This is a genomic window from Geobacillus sp. DSP4a, assembly GCF_013096875.1.
GTDB classification, from domain to species: Bacteria; Bacillota; Bacilli; order Bacillales; family Anoxybacillaceae; genus Geobacillus; species Geobacillus thermophilus.
This window is the reverse complement of record NZ_SDLD01000029.1, coordinates 33,856-47,523: the sequence shown is the minus strand read 5'-3', so window position 1 is coordinate 47,523 and position 13,668 is coordinate 33,856. Positions and strand designations below refer to the sequence as shown.

At 43.2% G+C, this 13,668-nt stretch carries 10 protein-coding genes, 2 pseudogenes and 1 CRISPR repeat array; of the genes and pseudogenes, 5 read left to right on the top strand and 7 right to left on the bottom strand.

Going from position 1 to position 13,668, the window contains the following annotated elements:
- Nucleotides 1–144 precede the first annotated feature (144 nt).
- Nucleotides 145–4,350: direct repeats of the CRISPR family, unit length 29 nt; unit sequence GTTTTATCTGAACGGAGTGGGATTTAAAG.
- Nucleotides 4,351–4,460: 110 nt separating this feature from the next.
- Nucleotides 4,461–4,640 (bottom strand): annotated as a pseudogene (locus ETC02_RS11310) (IS1634 family transposase); the annotation flags it as partial.
- Nucleotides 4,639–4,836: pseudogene (locus tag ETC02_RS18585) on the bottom strand (IS1634 family transposase); the annotation flags it as partial. The pseudogenes ETC02_RS11310 and ETC02_RS18585, both read right to left, overlap by 2 nt.
- A 517-nt stretch (nt 4,837–5,353) precedes the next feature.
- On the opposite strand from ETC02_RS18585, the gene hxlA reads away from it, so the two are divergent.
- Together hxlA and hxlB are read left to right on the top strand one after the other, a co-directional pair.
- Entirely contained in the window at nt 5,354–5,989 is a 636-nt protein-coding gene (gene hxlA, locus ETC02_RS11305) for a 3-hexulose-6-phosphate synthase (RefSeq protein WP_015375155.1), read from the top strand.
- Between the two features lie 3 nt (nt 5,990–5,992).
- Nucleotides 5,993–6,550 (top strand): 6-phospho-3-hexuloisomerase, encoded by a 558-nt coding sequence (gene hxlB, locus ETC02_RS11300; RefSeq protein WP_015375154.1) that lies wholly within the window; start codon nt 5,993–5,995, stop codon nt 6,548–6,550.
- Nucleotides 6,551–7,057: 507 nt separating this feature from the next.
- Here the strand turns inward: hxlB and ETC02_RS17715 are convergent.
- The 5 genes from ETC02_RS17715 to hxlR all read right to left on the bottom strand — a co-directional run bounded on the left by ETC02_RS17715 (nt 7,058) and on the right by hxlR (nt 10,636).
- Complete coding sequence (locus tag ETC02_RS17715) at nt 7,058–7,387, bottom strand: bis-aminopropyl spermidine synthase family protein (protein ID WP_371810204.1); 330 nt, start codon at nt 7,385–7,387, stop codon at nt 7,058–7,060.
- The gene (locus tag ETC02_RS11295; protein WP_253264126.1) at nt 7,296–8,102 is read right to left on the bottom strand and encodes a bis-aminopropyl spermidine synthase family protein; all 807 of its coding nucleotides are present in this window, start codon (nt 8,100–8,102) and stop codon (nt 7,296–7,298) included. The genes ETC02_RS17715 and ETC02_RS11295 overlap by 92 nt, the downstream gene beginning before the upstream one ends.
- 287 nt (nt 8,103–8,389) lie before the next feature.
- Nucleotides 8,390–9,061, bottom strand: a complete 672-nt coding sequence (locus ETC02_RS11290; RefSeq protein ID WP_033015477.1) for a GNAT family N-acetyltransferase — start codon at nt 9,059–9,061, stop codon at nt 8,390–8,392.
- 15 nt (nt 9,062–9,076) lie between these two features.
- A complete protein-coding gene (locus ETC02_RS11285; protein ID WP_063211419.1) occupies nt 9,077–9,751 on the bottom strand; it encodes a GNAT family N-acetyltransferase in 675 nt (224 codons plus the stop codon).
- Between the two features lie 519 nt (nt 9,752–10,270).
- Complete coding sequence (gene hxlR / locus ETC02_RS11280; RefSeq protein WP_003252445.1) at nt 10,271–10,636, bottom strand: transcriptional activator HxlR; 366 nt, start codon at nt 10,634–10,636, stop codon at nt 10,271–10,273.
- Nucleotides 10,637–10,940: 304 nt separating this feature from the next.
- Between hxlR and ETC02_RS11275 the strand changes: the two genes are divergently transcribed.
- From ETC02_RS11275 to gnd, 3 genes are all read left to right on the top strand, one after another.
- The gene (locus tag ETC02_RS11275; protein WP_171698274.1) at nt 10,941–11,105 is read left to right on the top strand and encodes a hypothetical protein; all 165 of its coding nucleotides are present in this window, start codon (nt 10,941–10,943) and stop codon (nt 11,103–11,105) included.
- A gap of 67 nt (nt 11,106–11,172) precedes the next feature.
- Nucleotides 11,173–12,630, top strand: a complete 1,458-nt coding sequence (gene zwf / locus ETC02_RS11270) for a glucose-6-phosphate dehydrogenase (RefSeq protein WP_171698279.1) — start codon at nt 11,173–11,175, stop codon at nt 12,628–12,630.
- Nucleotides 12,631–12,729: 99 nt separating this feature from the next.
- Nucleotides 12,730–13,632, top strand: coding sequence for a phosphogluconate dehydrogenase (NAD(+)-dependent, decarboxylating) (gene gnd, locus ETC02_RS11265; RefSeq protein WP_021321721.1), 903 nt, complete (start codon nt 12,730–12,732; stop codon nt 13,630–13,632).
- The last annotated feature ends 36 nt before the right edge of the window (nt 13,633–13,668 follow it).

Below are 13,668 nucleotides of genomic sequence, written 5' to 3'. Positions count from 1 at the left end.
AAGGAAATCTTTGTCCGAAACAATTCACAAAAAATTTAGCACATTCCTTCAGAAAAGGGGAGAGGGCTTTCTGAAAGAATGTGCAAAAAAATGGGCGTTTTGTGCTGAAATAAAATGATAATTTACAGTTATACTCATAATCGTGTTTTATCTGAACGGAGTGGGATTTAAAGTTGATCGTCGTCATCACAACGGCAGGATTCAATCTTGAGTTTTATCTGAACGGAGTGGGATTTAAAGATGATTCAAACGGGAGAGTATCACAAATCACTTACGTTTTATCTGAACGGAGTGGGATTTAAAGTCATAACGGAAATCCATCATTAAATCCGTTTAACTGTTTTATCTGAACGGAGTGGGATTTAAAGTTTTAACCGTAAAAGGAACGCCCCTCACAGGGCAGCCGGGTTTTATCTGAACGGAGTGGGATTTAAAGGGCAGATAGATAATAAAGAGGCGGAACGAAAAGCTTGTTTTATCTGAACGGAGTGGGATTTAAAGTCATTCAATCCTCCAGTCTCCAACTCGGCTTGTACTTAGTTTTATCTGAACGGAGTGGGATTTAAAGCGTTATCGACTTGCTTTAAATTAGCGTAGCGACCGAGTTTTATCTGAACGGAGTGGGATTTAAAGCTTCTTCAATGTCGGCAAGCACATCCACAAGGGAGAAAGTTTTATCTGAACGGAGTGGGATTTAAAGTTGCAGTTTTCACTTTTTGTGGCAATGCTTGCAGGAGTTTTATCTGAACGGAGTGGGATTTAAAGCAACGTCCTGCCAGGCGATATGAAACTAGCAGGTTTTATCTGAACGGAGTGGGATTTAAAGTTGGTTTTGGTGATAATAAGCCTAAAGCGAGGTGAGCGTTTTATCTGAACGGAGTGGGATTTAAAGTGTGTAAGTAATCATATTTATATAACATTGGAAAATTGTTTTATCTGAACGGAGTGGGATTTAAAGCGATACGTCTACGATACGTGGGCAAAAAGAAAAAGAAAGTTTTATCTGAACGGAGTGGGATTTAAAGTTGAGATAGCTTTCAACATGTCTTTGATCGCGTTTGTTTTATCTGAACGGAGTGGGATTTAAAGACTCTTTGCGAATCTTTATCTTAATGAGCTTGACCGTTTTATCTGAACGGAGTGGGATTTAAAGAAGTATGTTGTATCTAGCTGACTGTATCACTCTTGTTTTATCTGAACGGAGTGGGATTTAAAGATTTATGGACGAGACCAAAACCAAAGCCGACATCCTGTTTTATCTGAACGGAGTGGGATTTAAAGAACGGCAGGGATTATGATTTTAAAACAGCATATTCCGTTTTATCTGAACGGAGTGGGATTTAAAGTTGCGAAGGCGAAACAGTTAGGATTCGAGTGGGGCGGCGTTTTATCTGAACGGAGTGGGATTTAAAGTATTTCATGGATCGGTCTCTTCTTTCAGACGTCTTTGTTTTATCTGAACGGAGTGGGATTTAAAGAATTGACTTAAAAGCAAACGAAAGACAGATGATTGCGTTTTATCTGAACGGAGTGGGATTTAAAGTTATTCATTTTGTTAAATCTCAAGGGTGGGATGTTTATGTTTTATCTGAACGGAGTGGGATTTAAAGGACATGGCGACGATCATCATTATGTATCGTGATCGTTCCGTTTTATCTGAACGGAGTGGGATTTAAAGGCGCCTTCATCACGCGGCTTGTGTTGCGTGGGCTTCCGTTTTATCTGAACGGAGTGGGATTTAAAGCATCCCGAACATCGCCCAGCTTGAGACGGAAGTGCCGTTTTATCTGAACGGAGTGGGATTTAAAGTTCGTGCCGCCTTTGGTATTTCTCCATCAGTTCTTTAGATGTTTTATCTGAACGGAGTGGGATTTAAAGTTCACATCAAATTAGCTTGCCCGATCACCGCCACAGCGTTTTATCTGAACGGAGTGGGATTTAAAGCAACCGCAGCCGAAACCACAACAAAAAGTGTCTGACAAGTTTTATCTGAACGGAGTGGGATTTAAAGTGACGAGATGTTCAAGTTACGCGACTTCTTTGATAGTTTTATCTGAACGGAGTGGGATTTAAAGTTTGCTGTGCGTACATCAGAAGCATTTCTGCCGTCGTTTTATCTGAACGGAGTGGGATTTAAAGCAAGATGATCCGCCAATCATCCGGCCTTGAAGGCTTCGTTTTATCTGAACGGAGTGGGATTTAAAGTTGTATGCAGGGTTGGAAGCACGTGTGAAAGCTGCGGTTTTATCTGAACGGAGTGGGATTTAAAGAGTACTTACTGACAGTCTAACGGTCGCGGAAATGTGTTTTATCTGAACGGAGTGGGATTTAAAGCCGAAAAAAACTCACAACTACGGCAATGCTGATCGAGTTTTATCTGAACGGAGTGGGATTTAAAGGCGTGACATGGAAGGAGGGACATCACACTACGGCCGTTTTATCTGAACGGAGTGGGATTTAAAGCGAAAGAACAATGATGAATAATTTGTGCTTGTGCTGGTTTTATCTGAACGGAGTGGGATTTAAAGACGCAAAACTTTGCTTCAAGTTACAAACGGAAATTGCGTTTTATCTGAACGGAGTGGGATTTAAAGCTACATTATGCGGAATGACATTTATATCGCTTATGGGTTTTATCTGAACGGAGTGGGATTTAAAGCTTGATCGGGTTTTTCATCTTGGTAGCATGAATCCCGGGTTTTATCTGAACGGAGTGGGATTTAAAGTTTGTATGAATTGGGACTAAACAAAGAGGAGATCAGTTTTATCTGAACGGAGTGGGATTTAAAGCATTCAGAAAATCACGAACGGCACTGGGGTACTGGTCAGGTTTTATCTGAACGGAGTGGGATTTAAAGATGCAATCACGGCAAAGGGTGTTTCTGCGAGCCCGAGTTTTATCTGAACGGAGTGGGATTTAAAGTTATTGGAGGATGGAGACAAGAGCAAGCGCGACAGGGTTTTATCTGAACGGAGTGGGATTTAAAGGACGATATGAAAGCTATTTACGCTCGTGTATCGACGGGTTTTATCTGAACGGAGTGGGATTTAAAGAAAGCCGGAAACAGGGTTAATCGGCACGCCGGAACCGTTTTATCTGAACGGAGTGGGATTTAAAGCAAAATACTCGACAAATCAACAGATGAACAAGCTCGTTTTATCTGAACGGAGTGGGATTTAAAGTGACAAGAGAATTTGTCCCTGTTTTGCGTAGCGGTGGTTTTATCTGAACGGAGTGGGATTTAAAGTGACAAGAGAATTTGTCCCTGTTTTGCGTAGCGGTGGTTTTATCTGAACGGAGTGGGATTTAAAGGATTATTGGCGCGGGTTCAATGCCGGGATGAAAGAAGGTTTTATCTGAACGGAGTGGGATTTAAAGTGCGTTTTTGAAGAAGATCGATGCGACTTCCTCAACCGCCCGTTTTATCTGAACGGAGTGGGATTTAAAGGGTGCTGGAAAAAGCTCACAAGTCCGCAGCATTATAGTTTTATCTGAACGGAGTGGGATTTAAAGTCGGAAGGGGCATTGCTTACAGCATCGATCATCTCACAAGTTTTATCTGAACGGAGTGGGATTTAAAGAAAGTTTATACAAGCCATCGCTTACGCTCTCGCTCGTTTTATCTGAACGGAGTGGGATTTAAAGGTCACATCAAACGTCACTCCGTTCATCACCAGCATCCCGTTTTATCTGAACGGAGTGGGATTTAAAGCCGAAATCGTCTCGTCAAACGATCCAACGGCTTCCGAGTTTTATCTGAACGGAGTGGGATTTAAAGCGTCTTCAAAGCGGGAAGACTGGTGGCCCAACATGGGTTTTATCTGAACGGAGTGGGATTTAAAGTAATATCTTTGATGATTGCCAATCCCGTTTCGTCTGTTTTATCTGAACGGAGTGGGATTTAAAGATGACCCTGTACTTACATAGTACAGGAATCGCCTCGGTTTTATCTGAACGGAGTGGGATTTAAAGAATTTTTGTCTACCGGCAAATCAAGGGTGGCCGCCACGTTTTATCTGAACGGAGTGGGATTTAAAGCTCACCGCCCACTCTCCACTGCAAGCCCGCCCGTTGCGTTTTATCTGAACGGAGTGGGATTTAAAGTGAAACGATTCAGGAAAGATGAAGAAAATCGATTGTGTTTTATCTGAACGGAGTGGGATTTAAAGAGACAGAGCAAAAACACCTAAAGCATACGGCAAAACAGTTTTATCTGAACGGAGAGGGATTTAAAGCCGATTTCAAGCGGCAGGCTGGCGAGCACCGTTCCGTTTTATCTGAACGGAGTGGGATTTAAAGAACCATTTCATCGCCGAAGTCGTTTTATTTGAACGGAGTGGGATTCAAAATCGGCGATAATGTGATGCCCGAGTTCGACAGTGACTAGGCAAACAAAATGCCTTTCGCCCCTTGATGCAAAAGTGACGAGAGACATTTGGGCACACTTTGGGCGTGTAGCTTAGGCGCGAGGATGGATGCCTAGGATCTTCGGAGGAGGTTCCAGCCCTAGAGCCGCAAAGAGTTGCGCTTGTTTGGCCGTCAGTTCAGTCCGTTGATGCAGGTCGCCGTTTTTGGAAGAAAAATGACCAAGCATGAGACGCTCACATTCGTCTCTTACTTTTGGCCATGATTCATGAGTCAGGAGAAAGGAATCGCGAAATGCTTTGGGCCAGACGTTCCAGGACGGCGCGATCCACTTCATCTGCGCGCCCAAACGAATCAATCACCTTCGCTTTCGCATATTTGGCCTTCGGATCCTATCCGTTGTGAGCAAGCTGGAGATACGCCACGGTCGTTCCGTCTTTGTTTTTGTGTGTTACTCGTCGTATGTACATGCCTATATTATAAACGATATTAGGCTTTTTAAAAGGATAAATTGTCAATTCGTGTGCCTGTGAAATTCAGCTCTTTTTTCTAGGATCCGTATGGCGAAATCCTTGATATCACAGCATTTTGGCCATGTTCATTTGCCTGAAATGGCCTCAAAACTGTCGAACTCAGGAAATAAAATCCGGCGTTTTAGGGCTGTCTCACAAAGATGAGATAGCCCTTTTTACATATGGCTTGACAAAGAAACAGTTCTTCAGTTAATGCCACAAGCAATGGATAGCATATTGCTTTTCTTATTTTTGGGCCATTTCAAAATAAAATTTGTCTGGAAATGGAGAGCCCCTCTTTCCCAAATAGTATACATAATGAACAATAGTGTATTTTTTGATACTATATAAAAATAAAGTGCGTACTTTTAAAGGAAAAACATACATAGTATACTCATCAGTGTGTAAGAGATAAACACATAAAAATGCTACTGCTTATGCAACCTGCAAAATTTTTATGAGAGGTGAAGGATTCATGGAATTACAATTAGCATTGGATCTCGTAAACATTCCAGAAGCGAAACAATTAGTAAAAGAAGTTGAGGAGTATGTGGATATTGTAGAAATCGGCACTCCAGTTATCATTAATGAAGGTCTTAGAGCTGTAAAAGAAATCAAACAAGAATTTCCTCACTTAAAAGTATTGGCAGACTTAAAAATCATGGATGCCGCCGCATATGAAGTCATGAAAGCGTCCGAAGCCGGAGCCGACATTATCACGATACTTGGAGTTGCTGAAGATTTGTCCATCAAAGGTGCTGTGGAAGAAGCTAAAAAACAAGGCAAAAAAATATTGGTGGACATGATCGGGGTTAAAAATTTAGAAGAACGAGCGAAAGAAGTAGATGGGTTTGGAGTCGACTATATTTGCGTACACACAGGTTATGATCTTCAAGCAGTCGGCAAAAACTCTCTTGAAGACCTTGCCACAATCAAACGTGTCGTGAAAAACGCAAAAACTGCGATCGCAGGCGGCATTAAATTAAACACATTGCCTGAAGTCATTAAAGCAAAACCTGATCTTATCATCGTAGGCGGCGGTATTACTGGCCAAGAAGACAAACGCGCTGTAGCTGCTGAAATGAAAAAAATGATCCAACAAGGTGAATGAATGATGCAAGCTACGCAATATTTAGGCGAAATCATCAAAGAGTTAAATCGGACAGCCGATTTAATCGCCGCGGGAGAAGCGGAAAAATTGGTGAATGAGATTCTCAAAGCAAAGAAAATTTTTGTAGCTGGCGCAGGCAGGTCTGGATTTATGTCCAAATCTTTTGCGATGCGAATGATGCACATGGGGCTAGACGCCTATGTCGTAGGCGAAACCATCACCCCTAACCTAGAACAAGACGACATTTTGATCATTGGATCGGGTTCAGGGGAAACGAGAAGTTTAGTTTCCATGGCTGAAAAAGCGAAAAGCTTAGGGGCAACCGTAGCGTTAGTGACCATTTTCCCTGAATCGACCATTGGACAATTGGCTGATATCACGGTCAAATTGCCTGGCTCGCCTAAAGACCAGTCAGATAACGGATACAAAACGATACAGCCGATGGGATCGCTTTTTGAGCAAACCCTCTTGCTGTTTTATGATGCGATCATATTAAGATGCATGGAGAAAAAAGGATTGGACTCCAATACCATGTTCAAAAGACACGCCAATCTGGAATAGAGTATAAGGAATGCTGCGCAGACATCTTTAACCATTCGAAATTTTAAGCTATTTAAACGAAATTTTCAACTTAATCACGGGGGAAAGGAGAAAAGGCCGCAAAGCTTTCTTTAAGAAACGCTTTGCGGTCTTTTTTTGATCGGGAGATTGGATTCTTGTGATCGATCCATGATCGTTCATTCCCTTCGTGCACATCAGCCGCTCTCCCACTATCAGCATTCCCTCGATGATCATTACAAATCAAATCGGTTATAGTCGGAACGCGGGGGGTGCCAAGACTTTTTGCAAAATCGATGACCACTCCTTTCATGGTTGCACGCGGCGTCAAAAACTCTCAAAAGTCTGTTGCCTTCCATAATCCATCGGTAAAATCGTGCGATGGTGGCAAATGTCATTCAGCAAACCTTGAAGAACGCAACTCCGCATGCAGATGTCAGGAAACGGCGAACAAAACGCCCGCCCTCGGCAACGGGTATTCCCGCTACAGAAGGCGGGCAGTCTTTATCGCTATTCTTTGCCGCAGAACTCTTCGTCGTAATAGAAGTCCTGCTCAAACTCCACCCACCCGAAAAAGAGGGGACGAGGCTCCTCGACCATCTCTAAGCGATAGACGGTGCTGACGTAGAAGGGGATATCGGGTTCTTTGACCGGCGCCGGTGCCATGTGCGCCCAGTCTAGGAACACAATATCCTCTAACAGATAGTCTTGGAAGGCGCTCAGCATGTCAGTGATGGCAAAGCCCATGTCAAGGATGCCCTGCTGGATCTGCCGCCATTTCCGCCAAGAGGCCTCCAAGTAAGAGAGTCCAAAATAGCCCGCGGCACCGGGCCCACGCACCCCCCTCTGTACAGCGGCTTAGAAAAAGCAGGAGTCCCTTGACGGTGTCGACCGGGTCCGTGAAGAACACATCAAACTGGCCGCGGAGATGGGACGGCAATTCATCCCGCACATCGTAGACCTCGGCGTGGACGTGGTCCCAACCTTGGTCCTGAGCCACATCGCGTACAAAGCGGACAATGCGTTCATCCACGTCCAAGACACAGATGCGCCGCGGCAGCCCCGAGAGCGCAGCCGCAATGCTTGTAAGGTCATCATCGCCCAGCAGCAAAATGTCTCGCCCCATCAGATCTCCCTGTTGGGCCATCAGTGCCAACCGCCGAACGGTTGTCTCGGGCGTCACATACCCTTGGTCAAAGTCGGGCGTCGCCTTGGGCCGCATGGCTGCGATATCTTGAAAAGCAGCAAGGACGCTGTCAAAAGGCGGCCTCAGAACAATGCCGCGCCCCGCGCAAACCTCACAGCGCTGTTCGGCCACCCGTTCTAGGCCCATAGTTTCTGCCTGACGACGCCCTTTCTCAGTGATCACAAAGCGGTCGCCGTTGTAGGCCGCCAGCTCTCCCTCCAAGAGCGACTGCAGCGCCTTCAGCACTTGGTGCGTCTGAGCTTTCCCTTCCCTCATCAGTTCCCAGTAGGATTTCGGGCCAAAGCAAAGCGCACGAAGCAGAAGCGTGTCGATCCGACGACTTTCCGCAGCAATACCGACTTTCGACATGGGTACCACTCCTTTCGCCCTAAAAGAGTAAAGACCATTCCGCTCCGGCACCCCTTCGTTTTCATCGAAAGGAGCGACATGAAACATAGAAAGCAGCGGTTCAAACGTTTTTGGAACGCTTGCCTTCTTAGCGTGAGGCCTAACGATCATCCGAAAGATAAAGCATCCTTCCCCTTTCCAGCATCGAAATAGCATTTTTGCTGCTTTCGATAGGGAAACGATAAAAGACGCGCTGAAGTTGGAAGAATTTTTTTAAGGTTCCATAAGCATGGTGTTTTTATTAAGGTTTAAATCGGTAATAGCGGTATGGTGTTTTTCGCCTCTAGTTTTTCCATCATTTCATACCAATCCCTTGGTTTGTTCGATAAGACAGAATAATAACGTTTCAAAAACTTCACAACAAGATCCGCTGGAAGTTCATTTACGCTATCGTCCATCGGAAGGAAACAAAGATCAAGCCCGGTTACGGCTTCTCCATCATTGTTCCAAGATGGATGGACATAAGGGAAGTCAAGCCGCTTATATCCCAAATGAGATAATACCTCACGACGAACATATGGATCCATCGGCTTAATCCCGCCAAATTCATAATGCTTCACCCGATAAGGATCATAAATCTCGGCGAACATGCCATACAACTGCTTTCCATTTGCAGCGGCCCAATTTTGCAAATCCTCCAGCCGCTTTTTGGCTAAAAACCGGCCGATCCCCAGTCCTGCTTGGCCGATAATGGTGAAATCTGTCATCGCGACATTTAAATCTTCATAATAACGGTACTCCGTTGCGCCTACTACCTCTCCTTCGTGAACAGCAACGCACACACGAATTCCTGGATCTTCCAGAGGCTCTTTCCACAAATCAAATGCCAATACTTCTTCCGGAGGAAATACATTTTGCATCAATTGATGCATTTTCTTAAACAAAGGGTCTTCAATGCTCGTAATTCTGCGATACTCCATTTTTATCATTCTCCTTTAAGATTTTGCGCGATAAAAAGGATTTTTCCATTCCATCAGTGCAGCATAATTGCACGATTCTTCATCTTCTAAATAGTTCGCCACCACTTTGACAGGTGTGCGGCCGCAGCGAAGCAGGAAGGTAATAACAGGATCTTTCAATTCGCCTTTTACTACCGCTTCGAGATATTGCTCCGCTGTCATCTCATGCGCTTTTTTATGATAGCCAGGCATCCTCCCTCCGCCTAACAGCCGCTCTAGTCCCAAATGAACAACCACTTCATACATGGATAGCATCAGCCATTTTCCCAGCCCCCATTTGCGGTAGGCAGGGCGCACGCCAATATCAACGACATAAAGCGTATTCCCGTTTGGGTTATGGTTGCGGATATATCCATGATCCGTGATCTCTTCCCATGTATGGTCCGGATGGCTGGGGTCAAAGTCGACAATAAGCCCTGTCATTGACCCCGCAATTTCCCCATTCACCTCAACACATAAGGCTCCCTCTGGAAAGAGTGTCACATGGTTTTTCAGCTGTTCCATATTCCACCATAATTCAGACGGGAATGGCGGAGGAAAACTTTCCTGTTGAATGCGGATTAATCCAGGAAAGTCCTTTTCTTCATAATTTCGGATCACCGCTGGAACAGGACGATCTTGGTCAAAGACATAAAACTCCTTTCGATACATTCTTACCCCTCCTCTCTCATTATCCATCTAGCAACGTATCGCCCATTCATGTGGCGATACTGATATTATTAGGCACATCATTCCATTTAACAAGTAGATACTTTCGTGTTACATAGTGTGAAAAATTATACCTAAAAATAAAAAAAGAAATTCGGAATATTTTTTCCAGACCTTCCTCGCATTCGAACAGCCATGCCTAGTCCACATTATTGTGTAAAATCCATTCTCCATCCAGTGAACTTGGATCACTGGAAAACAAAAGCACTTTTTTGCCGTTTTTCTTTTTACGCCATTTTCGGGACTCCATCAACAGTCATCAACGCATATACAGAAAAACCAACGGACAGCGGTTCTTTCATAAAGATGGTTGTCCGTTGGTTTTTCGCGTCTAATTATAAAACTTATTGCTTTCCTCATTATCTTCCATGTGTGTATTTCTTTGTTTACCAGCAAAAAAAGAAAAGTGCATATAACATACACGCAGATCGTTTTCGAAGCTTTCATAACAGAGAAAGCTTTCTACTTGGCTGCTTCATTGATTTTTACTTGCCCCTTTACGACCGTCTCCATATAGTTTTTGCCCCATTCATACATCGCATCAAGAATTGGCATCAAACTTTTCCCATGTTCGGTCAATGAATATTCCACTTTTGGCGGAACAACCGGATAGACTTCGCGATGAACAATTTGATCTTGCTCCAGCTCCCGCAGCTGGTTAACAAGCATTCTTTGGGTGATCCCAGGCATGAGGGCTTTTAGTTCGCTAAACCGCTTCTTTCCCCCTTTTCCTAGATGCCATAAAATAAGCATTTTCCATTTACCGCCAATAACAGCGAGTGTTAATTCTTTTTCACAATTATACGTCTTGCCACAAACGTGTCCCATCATTTCACCCCCATGTTGATTATAACCTGATAGTATACTGTTTGTCACTTTATGATCATAAAGAACATACTTACAAATAAATGTTATATACCTGTTATTTTCACTCATTGCAAATTGTATTCATTCTTTCTGGATGATACAGTGCATTCATTGCATCTGGATGCCTTTTATATCATTAAGTATATTTTTTTACACTATATTATATTTTTATCACTACATGATAAGAAAGTTCGTACTTCTCAATAAGTTTTATACACATTATACTACCATCTGTAAACCAATCACGAGTACTGGAGGGAGCAGCATGAATCGTTTTACTATTCCTCGTGATATTTATTTTGGAGAGAATGCTCTCGATGTTTTAAAAACACTGGAAGGAACAAAAGTTGCCCTCGTCATGGCGGCCGCTCCGTCAAGAAAAACGGAAATCTTGATAAAACTCAGAAAATTCTTTCAGCAAGCAATGTAGTAAACATCGTTATATCTGCTCTATCAACTTTATTCTTTAATGTTTCGAAAAGTCAGGGGGGATCACATTGGATTCAATGACCTTTATCTTGTTTGGAGCAACAGGTGATTTAGCGAAACGAAAAATTTTCCCTGCATTATATAATTTATTTCTTGATCAAAAAATGCCGCAGCCATTTTCCATTATTGGCGTAAGCAAAAGGGAATTGTCCGATGAAGCGTTTCAAACATATGTGGAAAATTCGGTAAAAACCTTTTCTAGACGTTTGGCAAATGACCGTTCCAAAATGAAGGAGTTTCTTCGCGCGTTTCGCTATATTTCTCTAGATGTAACGAATGCACAAGGGTATAAAAAGTTGCTTGAAATGGTTCAACAACGGGAAAAAGAATTGAATATTCCTGAAAACCGCATGTTTTATTTATCTGTTGCGCCGGAATTTTTTGATGTGATCGCGTCGAACATCAAGGAAAGCGGATTAGGATCCACAACAGGTTGGAAACGTCTGATTATCGAAAAACCGTTTGGCCACGATATCCAATCGGCCCAAGATTTAAACGAAAAATTAAGCCAAGCTTTCGAGGAAGAAGAAATTTATCGGGTAGATCATTACCTTGGAAAACCGATGGTGCAAAACCTTGAAGCTTTAAAATTCGCCAACCCTGTGTTTCAAGCGATATGGAATAATCAATTTATAGCCAATGTGCAAATTACAGCTAGCGAGACCGTTGGGGTAGAACAAAGAGCAAGCTATTATGATCAAGCAGGCGCCATTCGCGATATGTTCCAAAATCATATGCTGCAATTGTTGATGATGACAGCCATGCACCTGCCAAAACAGATTAGCGCAAAAGACATCCGTAACGAGAAAAGAAAAATTATGGAATCTCTTCGACCAATACAGAAGGAAGAAGTAGGCTTGCACGTTGTTCGCGGCCAATACGGTCCTGGAGAAATCGATGGCAGACCAGTGGTTGGATATAAAGAAGAACCTGGCATCGATGCTTCTTCGACAACGGAGACGTTTGTTGCGGCCCGTCTGTGGATTGATGATGAAAACTGGAGCGGGGTGCCATTCTACATCCGTACAGGTAAAAGAATGAAGGAAAAGTCCACACGTATCGTGATGGAGTTTAAAAATCCATTAAAGGAATGGTACTTGCCAAAAAATGAAGAAACAGCTCCTAATCTTTTGGTGATTCAAATCAATCCGAACGAAGGCGTTTCGCTGCAATTCAATAGTAAAAATGTATTCAACAACGGAAAGATGGAGCCTGTCCATATGGACTTCGCAACGAATCAGAAAGAGGTGCCTGAAGCGTATGAACTCTTAATTTTTGACGCTTTGCACGGCGATTCGACTTTCTTTTCCCATTGGAAAGAGGTCGAACTATCTTGGAAATGGCTGCAACCTATTTTAGAGGCATTTGCGGAAAACCGCCTTCCTCTTTACTCCTATCGTTCAGGATCGATGGGGCCAGATGCTGCTTATCAATTATTGAAAGAAGACGGATTTTATTGGCGGTAAATAAGCTTTTCCGGAGCAAACCTGAAAACATAATTTCTGGATAAACTAATAGGAATAGCCAATCTTCTTTGACCAAGATATTTTTAGGAGGTAGTCAGCATGAGAGTCGGGCTAGTCGGTTTAGGAAAAATGGGATTAAACTTAGGCAAAAATCTTATGGACCATAAGCACGAAGTAGTGGCGTTCGATATAAATACAAATGCGGTGGAAGAAATAAAAAAATACGGTGCTAAAGGCGCATCCACTTTAAAGGAACTCGCCCTATCATTAGAAAAAACGAGAATTGTCTGGATAATGGTTCCCCACACCGTTGTTGATTCGGTGATTAGTGAAATTGCGCCATTTTTAAGCAAAGGAGACATTGTGATCGATGGTGGCAATTCTCACTACAAAGAATCGATTCGCCGCTATAACGAGCTAAAGGAGATTGGAATTCACTTTATGGATGCGGGAACTTCTGGCGGAGTCGAAGGCGCTCGAAACGGAGCATGTTACATGGTTGGAGGCGATCCCGAAGCTTGGAATATGGTCGAGCCTCTTTTTCGCGACACTGCTGTAAAAAATGGGTATTTATATACTGGAAAAGCAGGCAGCGGCCACTTCTTAAAAATGGTCCACAATGGGATTGAATACGGAATGATGGCTTCCATTGGCGAAGGATTCGAAATATTAGAAAAAAGCGAATTCGATTACGACTATGAAAAAGTGGCGAGAGTGTGGAACAATGGTTCGGTTATTCGTTCATGGCTCATGGAATTAACAGAACGCGCGTTTTCAAAAGATGCAAAATTAGAGGAAATCAAAGGAATTATGCATTCTTCCGGCGAAGGAAAATGGACGGTCGAGACAGCATTAGATCTGCAAACGGCCACTCCTGTCATCGCCATGGCCTTATTGATGCGGTATCGTTCATTAGAAAGCGATACATTTACAGGAAAAGTGGTAGCCGCTCTACGCAATGAATTTGGCGGACATGCTGTAGAAAAAAATGAGAAGAAATAACATAAAATCCCCTTGCAGGAAGGCATACAATGGACA

What these genes read in the sequence shown, in the direction of transcription:
- hxlA (WP_015375155.1), top strand. Translation starts at nt 5,354, where the DNA reads ATGGAATTACAATTAGCATTGGATCTCGTAAACATTCCAGAAGCGAAA.
- hxlB (WP_015375154.1), top strand. Translation starts at nt 5,993, where the DNA reads ATGCAAGCTACGCAATATTTAGGCGAAATCATCAAAGAGTTAAATCGG.
- ETC02_RS11295 (WP_253264126.1), bottom strand. Translation starts at nt 8,102, where the DNA reads ATGTCGAAAGTCGGTATTGCTGCGGAAAGTCGTCGGATCGACACGCTT.
- ETC02_RS11290 (WP_033015477.1), bottom strand. Translation starts at nt 9,061, where the DNA reads ATGGAGTATCGCAGAATTACGAGCATTGAAGACCCTTTGTTTAAGAAA.
- ETC02_RS11285 (WP_063211419.1), bottom strand. Translation starts at nt 9,751, where the DNA reads ATGTATCGAAAGGAGTTTTATGTCTTTGACCAAGATCGTCCTGTTCCA.
- hxlR (WP_003252445.1), bottom strand. Translation starts at nt 10,636, where the DNA reads ATGGGACACGTTTGTGGCAAGACGTATAATTGTGAAAAAGAATTAACA.
- ETC02_RS11275 (WP_171698274.1), top strand. Translation starts at nt 10,941, where the DNA reads ATGAATCGTTTTACTATTCCTCGTGATATTTATTTTGGAGAGAATGCT.
- gnd (WP_021321721.1), top strand. Translation starts at nt 12,730, where the DNA reads ATGAGAGTCGGGCTAGTCGGTTTAGGAAAAATGGGATTAAACTTAGGC.